8 protein-coding genes are annotated in these 18,497 nt (G+C 68.1%); 5 read left to right on the top strand and 3 right to left on the bottom strand.

Annotation, left to right across the window (positions count from 1 at the left end; all coding sequences use genetic code 11):
- The first annotated feature begins 21 nt into the window (after positions 1-21).
- From MUN33_RS12355 to MUN33_RS12335, 5 genes are all read left to right on the top strand, one after another.
- Positions 22-6,384 carry a DUF4011 domain-containing protein gene (locus MUN33_RS12355; RefSeq protein ID WP_244805220.1) on the top strand — a complete coding sequence of 2,121 codons (6,363 nt, stop codon included), beginning with the start codon at positions 22-24 and terminating at the stop codon, positions 6,382-6,384.
- Positions 6,385-6,487: 103 nt separating this feature from the next.
- Positions 6,488-7,978, top strand: a complete 1,491-nt coding sequence (locus MUN33_RS12350; RefSeq protein ID WP_244805219.1) for a DUF3375 domain-containing protein — start codon at positions 6,488-6,490, stop codon at positions 7,976-7,978.
- A complete protein-coding gene (locus tag MUN33_RS12345) occupies positions 7,975-8,610 on the top strand; it encodes a DUF4194 domain-containing protein (RefSeq protein WP_244805218.1) in 636 nt (211 codons plus the stop codon). The genes MUN33_RS12350 and MUN33_RS12345 overlap by 4 nt, the downstream gene beginning before the upstream one ends.
- Positions 8,607-12,002 carry an ATP-binding protein gene (locus MUN33_RS14260; RefSeq protein ID WP_244805217.1) on the top strand — a complete coding sequence of 1,132 codons (3,396 nt, stop codon included), beginning with the start codon at positions 8,607-8,609 and terminating at the stop codon, positions 12,000-12,002. The genes MUN33_RS12345 and MUN33_RS14260 overlap by 4 nt, the downstream gene beginning before the upstream one ends.
- Positions 12,003-12,060: 58 nt before the next feature.
- A complete protein-coding gene (locus tag MUN33_RS12335; RefSeq protein ID WP_244805216.1) occupies positions 12,061-13,209 on the top strand; it encodes a DUF3322 domain-containing protein in 1,149 nt (382 codons plus the stop codon).
- Between the two features lie 36 nt (positions 13,210-13,245).
- Here the strand turns inward: MUN33_RS12335 and MUN33_RS12330 are convergent, their stop codons facing one another.
- From MUN33_RS12330 to MUN33_RS12320, 3 genes are all read right to left on the bottom strand, one after another.
- Positions 13,246-13,899 (bottom strand): retron system putative HNH endonuclease, encoded by a 654-nt coding sequence (locus MUN33_RS12330; protein ID WP_244805215.1) that lies wholly within the window; start codon positions 13,897-13,899, stop codon positions 13,246-13,248.
- Positions 13,899-15,230 carry an AAA family ATPase gene (locus MUN33_RS12325; protein WP_244805214.1) on the bottom strand — a complete coding sequence of 444 codons (1,332 nt, stop codon included), beginning with the start codon at positions 15,228-15,230 and terminating at the stop codon, positions 13,899-13,901. The genes MUN33_RS12330 and MUN33_RS12325 overlap by 1 nt, the downstream gene beginning before the upstream one ends.
- Before the next feature lie 87 nt (positions 15,231-15,317).
- Entirely contained in the window at positions 15,318-18,470 is a 3,153-nt protein-coding gene (locus MUN33_RS12320; RefSeq protein ID WP_244805213.1) for an exonuclease domain-containing protein, read from the bottom strand.
- Positions 18,471-18,497: the final 27 nt, after the last annotated feature.

Below are 18,497 nucleotides of genomic sequence, written 5' to 3'. Positions count from 1 at the left end.
AGCACACCAGAAGAGAACCACATGCCTTCAACATCCCTCTACAATCGTGTCGAACTGCCTGTCGGTGGAGTCACCGTCACGGTGTTCTACATGGCCGTCACGAACTACGCGCTGGCCAACAACCGTATTCCCGTGGTGCAGCACATCGTGGTCGACGCCCCTGAGGACCTCGCCGGCACCACGCCGGTGGGTGACCTGTCGATCGTCGCCGCGGTGGACGACCAGCCGTTGTTCAGCAGCGGCAGTATCGCCCTGCCGTCCATGGAGGCCGGTACCTCGAAGTTCCTGGAGGCGTTCGACCTCACGCGGGTCCCCGTCGCCCGGACCCTGGAGTCCACGGAGGCGCGCACCGGTGAGCTCACCGTCTCCGCGACCGTCGGCGAGGACTACGCGTCGTGCACGGTCGACCTCCATGTCCTCGCCCCCGACGAGTGGTTCAACTCCCCGTTGTACTTCGAGTCGTTGGCGGCGTTCGTGCAGCCGAACTCCCCTACCGTGACGCCGTTGCTCGGCGCCGTGGCGGACATCCTGGAACGGCACACCGGTGATTCGTCGATCAGCGGTTACCAGGAGGGCCCCGCACGGGCGGCGGAGATAGCGGCCGCGGTGTTCGAGGCGCTGCGTGGTCACGGTATCCGGTACATCAACCCTCCGGCGTCCTTCGAACGCACCGGCCAGCGTGTCCGGCGGTCGTCGGAGGTCCTGACCACCCGGTTGGGGACCTGTATCGACCTGTCCCTCACCTACGCCGCGGTCGCTGAGCAGTGTGGCCTGCGTCCGGTGGTGATCATGCTTCCGGGACACGCGATGGCCGGGATCCTGATGTCCGCGGACACCTTGCCGAGCCCGGTGATCACCGAGCCCACGGTGATCAACAACTACATCCGCAGTGGCCGGATCGTCCCGATCGACGCGGTGTTCTACGACAGGAGCGGCACCCAGTCGTTCCGTGCCGTGGTGGAGCGTTCCCGGTCCAGCCTCAGTGACACGGTGGCCTACGGGATCATCGACGTCTACGGGTCCCACCGCGACGGTATCCGGCCGTTCTCCGACGGCCCTGTCGGCGGCTCTGTCGGGGGCTCTGTCGGCGGCCCGGCCAGCGGTGATGTCGCCGGGGCCGTTGCCGGGGCTCCGGACGGCGCGAACTCCCCGGCACCGTCGGGTGACGGACCGACGCCGGTGTCCACCGCCCAGACGGTGGCGCACGGCGGCGACTGGACGGTCCCGGACCTCGTCGGCACGGAGGACCCGGACGCGCAGTACCGTGACGCGGACGACCCGAGCCCGACGCGGGTGCAGAAGTGGAAGCGCGAACTCCTCGACCTGTCGCTGCGTAACCGTCTGCTGAACATGCGCACCGGGCCCGAGGTCCTCGACCTAGCCCTCGCACCAGGCAGTCTCGCCGACCTGGACGACATGATCCATGACGGTCAGAAGGTCGCCGTGCACCCGATCGACGACGTGAGCGACAACCGGCGCCTGCAGGGCATCAACAGGATCACCGAGCTTCCCGCCGACCAGGTCTCCGAGGACCTCACCGGGCGCCAACGGGTGTACGCCGACCTGACGGACGCCCGCTACACCTCCTGGTTCCGTAACCTCAACCGGCAGGTCCGCACCTACACCGAGGAGACCGGGGCGTCCAACCTCTACCTCACTCTCGGTGCCCTGGTCCACCAGAACACCGCAGGTTCGGCGGCGCTGGCCCCGCTGTTCCTGATCCCCGTGAAGGTCGTGGGTGGCCGGGGTAACGCACGCTTCCAGATCCAGGTGGACACCAGTCAGGAAGCGACCCCGAACCACTGTCTCGTGGAATGGCTGAGGCAGGTGCACAACGTGGAGATCGACGACCTCGCCCGCCCGAAACTCGACGCCTCCGGCCTGGACATCGCCCATGCGCTCAGCGCGATCTCGGCCGGGCTGATCGAGGCCGACCTGCCCTACACCGTGGTGGAGTCCTCCCGGTTGATCATCGCGAAGTTCTCCACCTACGGGATGTGGAAGGACCTGCGCGACAACTGGGAGACCTTCATGGAACAGCCGGTGTTCCAGCACCTGTCCCTGCGTGCCGGCAGTGACTTCGCCGACCCGGCCGAGGAGGCCACCGGGGTACCGGCGGAGCGCATCACGGTCCGGGAGGACGAGCTCGCCCTCCCGGTCCCCGCCGACGGCGCCCAGCTGCGCGCGGTCACCGCCGCTGCGGCGGGGTACAGCTTCGTGCTCGAAGGTCCTCCGGGGACCGGTAAGTCGCAGACGATCACCAACCTCATCGCCCAGTGCATGAACCTGGGTAAGCGGGTGTTGTTCGTCGCCGAGAAGCAGGCTGCGCTCGACGTCGTCCGCGACCGCCTGGCGCGTGTGGGCCTGGGCCCGTTCACGCTGGACCTGCACGGTGCAGAACAACGCCCGACGGCGATCCGCCAGCAGCTCAAGGAGGCGATGGACGCTGAGGTGCACTACGACATGCACCTGTGGGAGTCCGCGGTGGCCAACCTGCGCGCGCGGCTGGCGCCGTTGGCGGAGTACCCGGGCCAGATCCACGACGAGAACGGCGCGGGGTACTCCCTGTGGTCGGCGGTCTCGACACTGACGGTCGACGGTGAGGGACCGACCGCCCCGGTGCCGGAACACGTGGTCGCCGCGCCGACGGTCCCGGTGGTGGAGATCCGTTCGATGGTCTCGTCACTGGCGTCGCAGGCGCAGGTCACGGACTTCACGGCGCGTCCGCGGTGGAGCCTCGTCGGCGCCGTCCCCCGGTCCGCGGGCGAGCTGACCGCCGCCTGGCGTCGCCTGGAGGACGCGCGGTCGCTGCTGGCCGGGTTCCCGGAGATGTCCGGCCTGCTGGCACGCCCCGACACCGACCGGGTCATCGACCAGCTCCGCGAGGTCGAGTCGGTGCCCGCCGCCGACCGGCTCTCCCCCGGGCAGCAGCAGCGCTACGCGCACTCCCCCGAGCAGCTGACCGCCCTGGCGGCGGAGGTCGACCACGTCGCTGCGGATTTCCAGGGCGTCGCGGCACTGTTCTCCCCCTCCTTCATCCGGTCCGGTGACCCCGCTCCGCTGCTGGAGGCGTTGGAGGCGACGAAGAAGGGGTTCCTGGGGAAGAAGAAGAGGCTGGACGCCTACCGCCAGGCGTTGGCGGTCGCCGTCCCCGCCACGGTGACCACCATCGACGTCGAGGGCCCGTACGCCCCCGGTCGTGTGGAACCTCAGCTCCGGCGACTCCCGCAGCTGCGTGCGGTCGCCGAGGACATCGAACTGCGGATCTCCGCGGTCGCCGGTGCGGAGTCGTTGACCGGCCGGTCGCCGGCCGACCCGACGTTGCCTGCGGACCTGTGGCAGCGAGGGGACGACCTGCGCCAGGCCATCGACAGGTCGGCCCGTCACCCCGAGCTCGTCGGGATGACCGGACGGGCGCAGGACGCCGGCACCGGTGTCCTGTTGTCCGACGCCCTCGGGGACATCCTCGGCGCGTGGGACGCGTGGACCACCGCACTGTCCGCGACGCCGCAGACCGTGGAGGATTGGGTACAGGGCCAGGGGGCCTCGTCCTGGGTCGACGCCTGGCTGTCGGTCGCCGACGCCTGGGACGCGGACATCTCCGCCACCGGCCCGTCCCTGCCCACCCGGACCGCACAGTGGGAGGTGGCCGCCCGCCCGCTGCGCGACATCGGGCTGACGGAGCTCGTCACGTCCGTCGAGAACGGTGACCTTGCTCCCCGGGAGCTCGAGATGGCGCTGAACCGGGGCCTGGCGCGGGCCTCGGTGTCCGAACGTAGCCAACGGTTCAACCTCAGCTCCTTCCACCGCACGCTGCGCGAGGACGAGCTCACCCAGCTCCACCGTGCGATCGGGAGGGTCCAGGACGAGGCCACCCGCGCCCTGCCTGCGCGCCTGCTCGCACGTCGCCCCTACGTCGCCGGGCAGTTGGACGGGCAGGCTGCCCTGCTGCGGCGCCAACTGGACGCGAAACGCAACGCGAAGTCCTTCCGCTCCCTGCTCTCCGAGTACGGCGACGAGATCCTCGCGACCACCCCGTGTTTCTTCGTCAGTCCGGCGTCCCTGGCGACGTTCGTCGACGCCACCGCGGTCACCTTCGACACGGTCATCTTCGACGAGGCGTCCCAGGTCACCGTCGACCAGGCGATGGGTGCGCTGGGACGCGCCCGGTCGGCGGTCATCGTCGGTGACAGCAAGCAGATGCCGCCGACCCGGATCGGCAAGACGTCCGGCGCCGACGGTGCCGACGGTGCCGACAACGACACCCTCCCCGTCGACGACGACGCACCGACCGACGCGATGGCCGATGTCGACGACCTCGAGTCGATCCTGTCCGAGGCCGTGGAGTCCGGCCTGCCCCAGCTGTGGCTGTCCTGGCACTACCGCAGCCAGGACGAGTCGCTGATCGCCTTCTCCAACGACCGTTACTACCACGGCAACCTGTCGAGTCTGCCGTCCCCGGGCGGTGTCCCCGGGGCCGGGGTGAGCGTGACGAGGGTCGACGGCCAGTTCATCCGTAAGGAGGACGTGAAGGACTCCGGGGCTGCCCTGCGCACCAACCCCGTCGAGGCGGAGGCGATCGTCGACTCCGTGATCCGACGGGTCAACGATCCCCTGACCAGTCAGGAGTCCATCGGCGTGGTGACCTTCAACGTCCCCCAGCGCGACCTCATCCTCGACCTGCTCGACGACTGCGGGGACCCGCTGGTCGCCCAGCGTCTGGTCCCCGGGCCCGACGGGCTGTTCGTGAAGAACCTGGAGAACGTCCAGGGCGACGAGCGCGACGTGATCCTGTTCTCCACGGCGTTCTCCAAGCGCTCCGACGGCGGTCCGATGCCCATGAACTTCGGTCCGCTGTCGCGCACCGGCGGGGAACGGCGGCTGAACGTGGCGGTCACCCGTGCTCGTAAGGAGGTGGAGCTGTTCTGTTCATTCAGCCCCTCGGAGATCGACCCTGACCGTACGTCGTCCGCAGGGCTACGCGACCTGCGTGGATACCTTGAGGCAGCCGAGGAGAACGGTAGGACCACCTCGCGCAGCCGCTCGGCGGCGGGCATGAACGTCAACACCATCCGCGACGACCTCGCCGAAGCACTCCGCCAGCGAGGGTGGGTCGTCGAGACCGACTACGGGTTGTCCTCCTACACCCTCGACCTGGTCGCCCGACCCGCGGACGACGACCGCTGGCACGCGGCGATCCTCACCGACGGCGACAAGTGGAGCAGCATGTCCACCGTCGCGGACCGTGACCTCACCCCCGCCCTCCTGGAGAAACTCATGCACTGGGCGACGACGGTGCGGGTGTGGCTCCCGGAATGGATCGCCGACCGTGACGCCGTCATCGACCGCGTGGACGCGGAGATCCGGGCCGCCGGCGAGAAGATGGCCGCCTTGGACGCCGACCGCGCGAAGATCATCGCCGACGCGGAGAAGGCGTTGGAGGACGAGAAGGCCCGCATCGCCGCCGAGCAACGTGCCGAGGCCGAGGCCCGGGAACGCGCGATCGCGGAGCTGCAGGTCGACGACGCCGACGGCGGCGCCGGCGACGACACGGACACCGGAGCTGCCGGGGCCACCGGAGCTTCCGGGATAGCCGAGGCTGCCGATGAGACCGAGATCGAGGATGTCGTCGACGACCTGCTGGGACGTTCGGAGGACGAGGACGACGAGCTCGCCCCGGTCCAGTGGGCCGGGGACCGTGACATCGTCACCGCGCCCGCGAACCCGTTCACCGACAGCATGCCGACCGGCACCACCGACACGGCTGAATCCGACGTGCCCGGCGCACCTGCCGTGCCCGCCGCTCCAGCACGCCTCTGGACCCCTGAGGCGGCGGCCGGCTCGACCCCGCTTCCCACCGAGGTCGCCTATATCCCGCTCACCACTACCCCGCCGCTGGGTGCGCGCGAAGAACTCGACTCCGGGTTCTCCGCGTCCCGGCAGCAGGAGCTGACGCAGGAGGTGGCCCGCATGATCGAGGAATCCGCCCCCGTGAAACTCGACCTGCTGCGGTCGGCGGTGGCCAAGCGGTTCGACCGGAAGAAGACCTCACGCAAGGTGAACAAGCTCATCGACGAGCTCATCCCCGACGACCTGGTCCGCGAGGAGGGGAACGTCCTCAACGAGTTCGTGTGGCCGACCTCCGACGGGCCGGAGGGATGGAATCATGTGCGGCAGTCAGACGGCGACCGGAACCTTCCTGACATCCCGCTGGAGGAGATCGCAAATGCGGCCCGCCTGGTGCTCGCCGACAACCCACGCCTGGCGGAGACGGACCCGGAGACGCGGGAACTGCTTCAGCGCGACGTCATGGCGGTGTTCGGTGTGGGACGCCTGACGAAGGCCGCCAAGGAACGGATCGACCGGGCTGTGGAGCTGCTGTAGGGCGGGCCGTGTGGTGCAGGTGGTGCCGGACGCAGGCACCATGCCACGAAGAACGCCGCCTGTGTCCCTCCCGCTGCACCGGTCCGCATGCGACAATATGCCCATGAGCATCGACGCCCGGGCCCTGTCAGTGGCTCGCATGCAGAAGGAATCGCCGGCGGTCTCCCTGCTGCGCAGTTCCATGGCCCCGGTAGTGCTCGGAATGGTCGACGCGTACTTCCCGCAGGGAACCCACCAGCGCCCCGCCTCCGAGGTCTACGAGCTCCTGGATGCCGATCTCAGGGTGCTCGCCGGACGGCATCCCGACGCCTTCGATCTTCCACGTTCGGCCCAGCAGTACTGCGCGGACTGGGTCAAGGCAGGCTGGCTCATCCGGCGCCCCGGCACCAGCGCCACCGGCGAGACCCTCGAGCCTTCCGAGGAGACTCTCGCCGCCCTCGACACCATGACCCGGTGGGAGCAGCCCCGCTCGGCCATCACCGCCACGCGGGTGGAGTCACTCACCGAATCGCTGCGGACCCTCGCCAGAGACATCGACCCGGACATCGCCACCCGTCTGCAGTCCCTGCAGGAGCAGCGCGCCGAGCTCGACCGACAGATCGAGCGTGTAGAACACGGTGACTACGAGGTTCTGGGGCCCGCACAGGTCGGCGAGCGCGTGGCCGACATCCTCGACCAGGCATCCGCGATCCCCGCCGACTTCGCCAGGGTCTCCCGGGACCTGGAGGACCTCAATCGGTCACTACGCCGGCAGTTGCTCGACCCGGACGGAACCCGGGGCGATGTCCTGGAAGAGATATTCGACGGAGTCGACCTCATCGGAGAATCCGATGCCGGCCGCAGCTTCAACGGCTTCTACCAGGTACTTCTCGACCAGGAGAGGGCTGCCTGGATCGACCGGTGGATCGCCGAGGTCCTGTCCCGCCCGCAGGGTGACGCACTGCCGTCACAGACCCGCAGCCGGTTGCGGGGTCTCTTCCGGTCCATGGAGGGCGCCGGAGCGGAGGTCAACCAGGTGATGACCGGTTTGGCCCGGAGCCTACGCAATTACGTGACCTCCGAGGAGTTCGCGGAAGACCGACGCATGGTGGAGCTGCTGCGCACAGCCCGCACCGCCGCAGCGGACGCGGTCACCGGCGACGGAGCCGATGTCCGTGCCTACCAGAAGATGGAGACGCCACTGGTGCGTATCGGCATGCCCGTCACCTCGGTCAGCACTCTGTCCCTGCGCAACCCGGGAGACGAGACGGTGGAGAACGCGCCGGGTGTCGTCGACGAAGGGTCGGTGGACACCGCCGCACTCCTCGCCACCGTCCGGGTCAGTGAGATCGACCTGGCGGAGCTGCAGGCGAACATCGACGCCACACTGTCATCGGCCATGGGCTCCGGCACCGCGACGATCGCCACCGTCCTGCACCACCACCCGGCCAGCCAAGGTCTTGCGTCGGTGGTCGGGCTGCTTCACCTGGCGATCCTCCACGGCACCCCCGGCGAAGGAACCGAACCCGTGTCCTGGGACGATGCAGAGGATCGCCACCACACAGCGAGGATCCCGCGCTGGATCTTCACCACCGGCACCGAGAAGGACGTATGACCGAACACACCGAGCTGCCCGACGCACTGTGGTCCGGAGACACCGGGTCACTGTCCCTGGCGTCCCGGCGCGCCCTGGTGCAACTGCTCAAGGGCCCGCTGATCACCTCCGCGAAGCATCCGACGATCTGGGCGGCGGTGTTGTCAGATGAGTCGGCGCTGCGTTCCCGGTTGGCGGAGGTGTTCCTGGAGCTGGTGCTCGACGAGAACGCGGGGATTGCCTTCACCAGGATGGTGCAGACGGAGGCGGACCTGGACATCCCCCAGGTACTGCGTACCGAGCCCCTGACCCACATCGACACGCTCATCCTGCTGCACCTGCGGTCCCAGGTCGCACACGCGGTTCCTGGTGAGCGGGTGATCGTGGACACTGGGGACCTGTTCTCCGAGGTGCTGGTGTACCGGAGCGTCACCGACACCGACGAGGCCGCGTTCCGCAAGAGGTTCAACGCGTCGGTGACGCGACTGGACAACAAGTTCAACCTGTTGGGCGCCACGGAGACGGAGGGCCGCTACGAGGTGTCCCCGGCGTTGAAGCACATCTTCGATCCAGACACGGTGTCGGCGATCACCGCGGAGTACCGCCGGTTCGCCGACACGGAGAACACCGGGGACAGGGAGGACATGCAGTGACCATTCACCCGGAGCAGTTCCGGCTCAGCCGTATCCAGCTGATCAACTGGGGCACGGTCGACGGTTACCTCGACATTGCCGTGCCGCGTGAAGGGTTCCTGGTTACCGGCGCTTCGGGGTCGGGGAAGTCGACGATCATCGACGCGGTTGCTGCGGTACTGGTTCCGCCGGAGAAGTTGGACTTCAACGCCGCCGGCCAGGCCGGTGGCGCCGGCGGTTCCGGGCGTGGGTCGGGACGGACGCTGGTCTCCTATATCCGTGGTGCCTGGCGTCGGGGTGAGGATCCGGAGTCCGGTGGGATCACCTCGACCTTCCTCCGTCCGGGGGCGACGTGGTCGGCGGTCGCGTTGACGTACAGCAGTGGATCGGCGTCGGTGACGTTGACGGCGTTCTACTACCTGAAGTCCGGGGAGACGTCTCAGGCCGGGGTGCGTCGGTTGTACGGGGTGCATGAGGAGGACGTGGAGCTTGACCCCCGGGTGCTGCATCCCCTGATGTCGACGGGGATCAACATTCGCCGGGTCAAGTCCACCTGGCCGGCCCCGGCGCGTTTCACCGAGACCCACCGTATATTCGCGGAGCGTTTCCGGCCGAAGCTGGGCATAACCTCCCCTGAGGCGCTGCTCCTGCTGCACCGCACACAGTCGGCGAAGCAGCTGGACAATCTCGATCAGCTCTTCCGTGACTACATGCTCACGGAGCCGGACACCTTCGCGTTGGCGAAGAGCGCGGTCGAACAGTTCACCGAGCTTCGTGCCGCCTATGAACGGGTGCAGGACGTCAAGGCCAGGATCGGGGTGCTGGATGCCCTGCCGCCGTTGGTGTCCGGACGTGACTCCGCGGTGGCTGACGCGGACCGTGCCCGGTCGATGCTCGAGGTTCTCCCGCTGGTGCGTGACCGGTTGCACCGTCAGTCACTGGTGGAGCAGATCCGGGAGTTGGACGCGTCGCTGGCCACCGCGGACGACGTCCTGGCACGCGCCAGGGAGGATGAGGAGCGAGCGACGGCGGATCTGCGGGCCGCGGACGCCGCGCTGCAGGGTGTCGGCGGTGAGCGCCTGCACGTGCTTGAACTTGAGGTGGCTCTCGCGGTCGAGAGGTTGGAGAAGGTCCAACGGGCGGCCGATGCGCTGGCAGCCGCCGTGACCGCGATCGGAGGGGTGGCCCCTACCGATGAGGAGTCGTTCACCGTGGTCACCGGTCAGGCGTTGGACGTGGTGGAGTCCTACCAGGAGGAGCGGGAACGCCTGGAGGCCCGTCGGAATGGCGCTGTGCATCGTGCGGGGAGGGCTTCGGACGAGCTGAGGGGTGTGGCCGAGGAACTGGCGAGCCTGGCGAAGCGTAGCTCGAACATCGGGTTCCGGCATGTGCAGGTGCGTGAGGAGTTGTGCCGGGAACTGGGGTTGCGCCCCCGGGAGCTGCCTTTTGCCGGTGAGCTCATCGACGTGGTCGACGACCACCGGGACTGGGAGCCGGTCGCCCAGCGGCTGCTCGGTGGGTTCGCCACCACGCTGCTTGTACCGGAGTCACAGGTCGGGCGGGTGTCTGCATGGGTGAACTCGAACCACACGGGCGTGCGGCTCGTGTACCGCTCCGTGCCGGAGCAGGTGAGCGTGCCGCAGCGTCCGGCGCATCCGGAAGCCTTGAGTCTGAAGCTGTCGGTGGTGGACAGCCCGTTCCGTGACTGGGTTCTGGCGCAGTTGCGGTCCCGTCACGAGTACCGGTGTGTGGAGTCACCGGAGCATTTCGACCGTCTCGGGAGTTCCCGGGGTGTCACACGGTCCGGCCTGGTGCACGGCGGGCGTGAGCGCGACGGGTCGGTCAGGTTCGAGAAGGATGACCGTCACCGGCTGGACGACCGTTCGCGATGGTCGCTGGGGTCGACGAACCACGGCAAGCAGGAGTTGCTGGCTGAGCGCCGGGCGACAGTGCAGGCGCAGGTGGACGCGGCGGACCGGCAGCGCCGGGACGGCGAAGCTGCCCTCGCTGCCCTGGAGGCGGAGAAGAACGCGGCCGAGCTGATCCGTGCCACCACGTGGCATGCGGTGGACACATCCCGCGCTGCCGGGCAGGTGGAGACCGCCCGCGAGGCGCTGGCGGCGTGGTCACGGTCCCCGGAACGTACCGCGCTCACACAGGCACGCGACGCAGCGGCGGTGCGGGTGAGGGACGCGGCGGACGCGCGGAGCGCCGCCGACAAGAACGTCGGTGTCCTCGATGACCAGCTGAGTACCGCGCGCGACGGGCTCGCCCGGCTCGACGAGAACACCACTGTCACTGCCGCGGTGGACGACGAGGTACTTACCGCGGTGGAGGCGGAGTACTCCCGCCGGACCCGCCGGGTCACCGTGAACACGGTGCGTGACCTCACGCAGGTGATCAGCGACGACCTGCACCAGCGGGAGAACACCGGCCGAGACGCCGCCCACCGCGCCAACCAGCGTATCCAGGGGGTGCTGGCCAGTTACCTCGAACGCTGGCCGGAGGAGAAGTCGGACCTGGCGGCCGAGGCGGAGTACGCCGGTGAGGCGGTGGCCAGGTTGGCGTCGTTGCGCAGCGACCGGCTGGCGGAGTTCACGGACCGCTTCCTCGAGCTGATGAACGGCACCTCGGTGACGAACCTGACGACCTTGTCGCGAGCGCTGCGCAGAGCGAAGGACACCACCGTGGAGAAGATGGGTTACGTGAACGACTCACTGGCGCGCTCCCCGTTCGCCGCCGGGAGGTGGTTGCGTATCGATGTGCGTGACAACCGGGGCGCCGAGGTCACCGACTTCCATCGTGATCTGCAGGAGGCGGTGGAGAACCGCCTGGGCGCGGTGGACACCCCGGAGGCGGCGGAGGCCCGCTACCGGAGGATGTCGGTGCTGCTCGACCGGTTGGCGTCGGAGGAGACCGCCGACCGCCGGTGGCGGCGTACGGTGCTGGACACCCGCCGGCATGTGCGCTTCATCGGTGTGGAAACCGACGCCGACGGTGCGACGGTCAACGCCTACGTCGACTCGGCGTCCCTGTCCGGTGGGCAGGCCCAGAAGCTGGTGTTCTTCTGCCTGGCGGCGGCTCTGCGGTTCCAACTGGCCGACGTCGACGAGGAGTTCCCCCGTTACGCGACCGTCATCCTCGACGAGGCCTTCGACCGTGCGGATCCGGAGTTCACGCGTACGGCGATGAACGTGTTCGCCAGCTTCGGTTTCCACATGGTGCTCGCCACACCGCTGAAGCTGATCCAGACGCTGTCGGAGTATGTCGGCGGTGTGGTGGTCGTCGGGTACACCGAGCAGGCGGACGACACCGGGCGTATGCGTGCACAGACCACGGTGGCGCCGGTGATGATGGAGACCGCCGGTGATGACTGCGATGACGGTGAGGAGGACCCCGGTGTCGCGGAATAAGGGGCCGCTGACCCCGGAAGATGCGGTGGCTTCGTTGACGGCGACTGTGCATCGTCGGATGAAGGGATGGCTCGCCGACAGCGCCGACAGCGCCGTGGGAACGTCGGTGGACCTGCCGCTTCACCCACCGACGGGGAAGGCCGCTGCGCGGGACGTGGCTGCGGCCTCGGCGTGGGTGCGCTCCTGGCAGTCTTGGGAGCGTTCCCATCCGCAGGCCACGGTGGTGTGGGCGGAGAAGACCTGGACCGCTGCCGGTCTGGGACGCCAACTCGTCCCCGACCGCCTGCAGGTCTCCGGGATCGACACCCTGGTGTCCCTCACCGGCACCTCACGCTACTGGCGAGGGGTGACCCGACGCTGTCGGGTGCTGGTGGGCGAGACACCGGGTGCCGATCTACGGTCAGCGGCTGCGGCCCTTCTCCCCCGGTGGAAAGGCCTGGATGACGATGACCTGGGACGGGTGCATGCTGTCGTGGACTGGCTGCTGGCGAATCCGGCGTCCGGTTTGACACCGCGGGCGCTGCCGGTGGAGGGGGTGCACGGTAAGTGGCTGGAGAGCCACCGGGCCCTGGTGACCGGCCTGGTCTCCGCGCACCGGGGTGGCCGGTCCGGGGAACCGGTCGCTTCGCTGGCGGACCTCGGGTTGGTCGAGCGTGAACCCCAGGTCAGGATGAGGTTTCCTTCGGGGATGCCCGGCTGGTCCGGGGTCCCTGAGGACGTGACCCTGACCTGGTCGGGGGCAGCGGGCTTGTGGCCGGACCAGACCCCGGTCCCGGTGACCGGTGTTCTCATGGTGGAGAACCTCGAGACCTTCCTGGCCTTGCCGTCCCATCCGGGCCGTGTGCTGCTGTGGGGCGCCGGGTACAGTGCCCGCCGGTGGGCGCAACTGCCGTGGCTCGTCGACCTCCCGGTCTGGTACTGGGGTGATCTGGACGCCGACGGCTTCGGGATCCTGTCGGCAGTGCGTTCCCATCTGCCCCAGGTCCGTTCAGTGCTCATGGACGAAGGCACCGTGAGGAGATGGCGGCACTTGGCCACGGTGGATCCGCACCCGGACCGCAGGAACCTCAGCGCGGTGACAGTTGCCGAGGATGCAGCCAGGGACCTGCTGGCATCGTCGGGGAACCTGCGGATCGAACAGGAGCGGATCCTGCTGTCCGATGCGGTGGATGCGCTGGCGGCTGCGGGGTTCTACTCGGATACGTGACCTCTGTTAAGCCGTCCCTACTGGCAGAAAGGTTCATCACATCATATCGACGATGAAATGCAGCGCGGCTGATGGATTCCCTCCGGCCCGGAATGCGGCGATTTCCCCGGCCAGTAGATCTTCACGCTCGTCAGGTTCCAGGGACGCAAGAAAATCTAGCTCCGGAAGCAGGAGGTCGGACGCCCGTTTGACGACGGCCCTGCGCTTCCCCTGAAGTGCCGGGGCATTGAGGCCGAGGACATCGATCGTCGTCATCGCTCGCTGACGGTCAGTGGGCGACAACCCCTCGCGGGGCCGGATCTCGCCAGAAGAGCTGCACCTCAGGAAGGCTGCGGGATCGTCGTTGTCAGGACGGATGAGATCCTCCGGCCGGTACCGTGGACGTCCACTCCGGTCTTTGAATTGACCGCAGTGATCCGGGTGGTTGCAGGACAGGTACAGGTTCCCCCAACTGAATGTCTCGTCAGGGTATATGCTCCTCGGGTACAGATGCTCGATATGCCCCTTCTCCTGTGTCAGGATTTCCCACTCGCAGTACGAACACAGCGGCGGCCCGAGGTCGCTGTGCATCACCTCCAGCGCTTCCCGGACTGTTCCCTTACATGCCGAGGGAAGATCACCCCACGACTGCCCCGCCCGCATGTCGGCCAGGCACTCTGGTTCAGGATCAGGGCGTTCCAGCTTCCTCACTACCGGTTCCCCTTCAACACGTCTCGCGAACCGGGAGCCTTCCTCAGCCGGAACTGCTGGAAACGGATCAGCCGGTCGGCATCTACCAGCACCGGGTGCCCGCTACCGTAGACGCCCTCAAGCTCGTCCCGGAGCCTGGCTGCCTCCTCCGATTCCTGACGGCCCTCCTCGATCAAGGCCGTGTACTCCGCGAGCTTCCAGGATTCCTCAACTGCCGGAACAGGGTTGACGTCCATCACCTCGTTCAGGGCAACCGAGCTCGCCAGCCCCTTGACAGCACGCTGAGGTTCCTCCGCTCTCCACCGGCCGTCACCATCTCTGAACACCCTACGAATACTCTCCCGCGCCGTCGTGCTCAGCACCTGGGGACTGTGAGTCGTCACGATGAACTGGATGAGCGGAAACGCCGTGGTCAGTCCCTCCAACACCCGTTGCTGCCATACCGGGTGCAGGTGCAGGTCAACCTCATCAATGAGCACTATCCCGGATGTTCTCCGGGGAGCATCCTCCCCGAGATGTCCGTTCAGCCTGACGCACCGTTGCGCAAGGTCCGCTGTCAGCGCCGCCATGGCGCGAACCCCATCACTGAGGACGGTCAACGGTAGGTCACCGTGATCAGGGTGGAACATCGCGAGCTCATCGAAGGTCAGGCTGTAGTGGAAACCCGACCATCCCTCGTCCTCCATCACGATGTCAACGGCGCGAGAGATCCCCCGCAAACGACGACCCAGGTCAGGTCCGGACCAGGCCCGGTCAGATCTCTGATGCTGCTGCAGATCCGCGAGGGTTGCGGCACGCACCCAGTCCTGCAGCTGCTTGTAGCTGGACAACGGTGAGAGACAGTCCTCGTATCCGGCAGTGCGGCTCCGGGTGAGAACTGCCCTGCTCCGGTTGGCATTGTGGTGCGCCCAGAGCCTTTTCGAACTGTAGTAGCGTACGACGGGTAGGTCGACGTCACCTTCGGACCTCACCTTGTCCTGGAGCTCCTTACCTACTCCGGCAAGGTCGCTTGACCCACCCGTCGTCGTACTTCCCTTCACACTCCTCAGCTCTCTAACGGAAACGATGTCAGGATCCGAGAAGGACGCGGCCACAGACACCGGGAAGCACTGTTCGTTCTCCGGCCCCCCACCGACTATGCGACGGCGTGCATCAGCTCTCTTGATGTTCTCCGACTTTCCGTCGTCGAAGGCACCGACAAAAGGTCCCAGCGACAGGGCGATGGCTTCCAGGACGGTGGTCTTGCCCAATCCGTTGCGGGCAGCGACGACGGTGATATTCGGGTGCAGGTCGATGGCGAAGTCATCGAATCGACGGTAGTTCTCTACCATCAGTCGGTCGATCCTCACACTCTCCACCTCCAGTGGCTTCGCTCGGTGTCCGGCAGGACACATCTCGGAGTTAGCCTACCGGACAGGTCACATCCACAGCCGCTCCAACAGGTCCACGGCGTCGCTGTCGGAGCGGTGACGGAACCTGGCGAGGATCTTCCGCCGCGGCGCGTCCGCCTTCAGGCCCAGCGCGAGTGCGACCGCGGCGGTGTTCTCCGAGTCGTCCTCGACAGGACGTGCACCGACGTGCTCAGCCAGCCAAGCGGTACCTGCCGACGCCTCCACCGTCGCCGGAAGCGCCCTGGTGACCGAGAAGTACTCGCCCTGGTGCAGGTCGATCCAGACCCGGTCGCCTTTGCCGACGCCCATACTCTCCAGGACCCGCTTGATGGAACCGACACTGCTGACGCCGACATTGCCCCACACGATGCGGTGGGTCCCCCAGTCGCACGGTAACTCCCGTGGTTCATTCCATTCCAGCCCCAGGTCCGCGGTCATCCCGTTGGGCACCGTGAACCCGGACCCGCGCAGATGGTCCTTCGTGACGGTCATCAGGTAGCACCAGCGGCCGTTTCGCATGTAGAGGCCGTTGGCATCCTCGGGTGTGGCCGAGTTCGTCATCGGTTCTGCCCGCCGTCGGACCACGCCGCCGTCGACCTCGAAGTCACCGACGGACGCGTAGGTACGCACCGACTGCGCCGAGACTCCATAGGCGCCGGTGAGTTCCTCGATCAGCTCGTCGACAGCCACCTCGCCGCGGGCGTCCACCCGCTGGGCGATGAGGTCGGCGATGCCGGTGTACTCCTCCATCTCCCACCGGGTCAGTGCCCACTTGTCCACACCGACCCGCATCAGGGCGTCGCTGGCGTACAGGCCATTGCGGAACGACCGGTCGCTCTTCGTCTCGCTCGCCGCCGCGTAGATCTCCGCGACGCTCATCGGATGCCCGGCGATCGACAACACGGCGGCCGCCCGGGCAGGGATGGATCCTGCCCGGGTGAAGACATGCCGGCCGACGACGTGGTAGCCGCAGGTCCGCAGCCACTCACGCACGACCGCCTCGTCGTCGAGGCTGGAGCGCTCCAGTACGTCCGCCACCGGTGCCACCCCCTCCGGGTTCACCATCGGCGCGAGCAGGTTGCCGGTGCGTTGCGCCGCGGTCGGCAGGTCCGGGAAGCACACCCACCCGTCCTCGACACGGAAGTCGTCGTCGAAGGCGTCGAGGATCTGCCACAGCGGGGCGTCCCACCCGTCCTGGGACTCGGCGAGCTCGGGGAACACCGTGGTGACGGCGTCGAGGGTGTTCACCGGGTGGGCATGGGCCCGGATGCCGGCGAGCAGGTCCGCAACCGGACCGGAGGCGGCGAGGGGACGCAACCCCTCGATGAGCTTCTTCTGGATCTGGCGGACCCGTTCCCGGGTCAGCCCGGTGGCCTTCCCGAGTTCGTCCAGGGTCGCGGCGTCGCGGGCGACGAAGCGGTCACGCAGGATCAGCTTCTCCCGGTCGTCGCAGCCGTTCCAGGTCCGTGCGAGGACGTCCTGTACGGTGCCGCGCCGCAGGGAGACGGCGGTACGAAGGGCGCCGGCATCGTCGCCGGCACGGCCGAGGAGGTCCTCCACGTAGGCGGGAAGTTCGCCGTCGACCGCGGAGATACCCGCGTGCTCCACCGCCGCACGGAGACTGCCGTGGGTCCGGGCGAGGAACCCGAGAAGGCCGGCGGCCGTGTCGAAGGCCTCGCCCAGGGCGTCGTCCAGGACCTCGTCTGCCACACCGTCGGCCGGGTCGTAGAAGGCCACGGCCAGCCCCGAAACGGCGTCTGCGGAACCGTTGTCACCGGACGGAACCGCGTCGACGCCGTCGTCACTACCGGCACTGGCGGAGGTCTCCTCGACCGACGGGTCCGGGCGTGAGGACTCCAACACCACCCGCGGGTCGATCGCCCCACTGCCGGAGTTCTCCAGTTCGCCGAGCAGCCGGGCGAACCCGGTCTCGGAGACCACAGGCACCCCGAGTTCACGGGCCCTGGTGGCCTTGCGGCTGAAGGAGTCCGGGTCCGCGGCGACGAGCAGCACCGAGGACTTCTTCACCCCACCGACGTCCAAGCCGGCGTCGGTGGCGCGGGCCTCCCACACGTCCCTGGGGATCTCCGTGGTGCCGGTGAAGGTCACCCGGTCCCCGGGAGCCAGGCGTATACCTCCGGTCACTCCCCGAGCGTCGGCACCGGTCGGGGTGTCGGCGACGGTGCTCGGCGACTCCAGGAGACGGGTGGCCTCCTCCTCGGCGACACCGAGGACGGTGGCGACCTGGACGATGTCGTCACGTTCCTCGTCGGTGACGACTCCGTCCGCCCAGGCGAGCACGGCGAGCTGGCGGACGAAACCGGTGTGCAGCTCACGTGCTTCATCACGCCCGATCCCGAGGTCGGTGGCGCAGTCGGTGAGCTGCTGGATCTCGTGGACCGACAGTTCCCGGTCCAGCATCGTCACCCCCAGCAGGTCGAGGTATTCGTCGACGTTGCCCCGGCCCGCCAGCGGCACGCCGGAGGCCAGCTGGTTCAGCCACGTCCCGTCACCGGCGTCCCCCGGAGCGGCGACGTCCGCGGTCCGCGGGCACAGTGCCGCGCCACGTCCGGTGCCCAGTTCCGCCACCGGCAGGTCGACGGCGCGGACCCCGTGCAGGAAGGCATCCACCGTGCCCCGGCCAATGCGCAGGTAGTGCTGCAGCAGTTCGGCGGTGGCCTCGGCGTCGCCGAGTGCCGCGTGCGCGCGGGCGTTGGTGATACCGGCGGCAGCCAACGCGGCGGACAGGCGGCGGCCGGATGCCGGGAGCAGTGCCCCGGTGAGCGACTGGGTGCACAGGAAGGCGTCGGTGAACGGGGAGCCGGTGAGACCGAGCCGGGCGAACTCGGCACCGAGCAGACGGGTGTCGAAGGCCGCATTGTGGGCGACGAAGACCCGGCCGCTGAGTTGCTCGGCGAGGTCACCGGCGATGTCGGCGAAGGTCGGGGCGTGGACGAGGTCGCTGCCGCTGATGCCGTGGATCCGGGTGTTGGGGATGTCGCGGCGGGGGTTGACCAGGGTGGTCCAGCGGTCGGTGACGCTACCGTCCGTGTCGGCGTGGACGACGGCGACCTCGAGGACGCGGTCCCGGTTGCTGAATCCGGTGGTCTCCACGTCGACGACGGCGAAGGGGGCTGCTCCGGAGGGTGCGGAGGGGCTGTGGTGGGTCTGAGTGTGCATCAAGAGGAAACTATATCGGGTGAGGTG

Origin of the sequence: Corynebacterium kalidii, from assembly GCF_022869005.1 — a bacterium.
GTDB lineage: Bacteria > Actinomycetota > Actinomycetes > Mycobacteriales > Mycobacteriaceae > Corynebacterium > Corynebacterium kalidii.
This window is presented reverse-complemented; position numbering and strand designations above follow the sequence as displayed.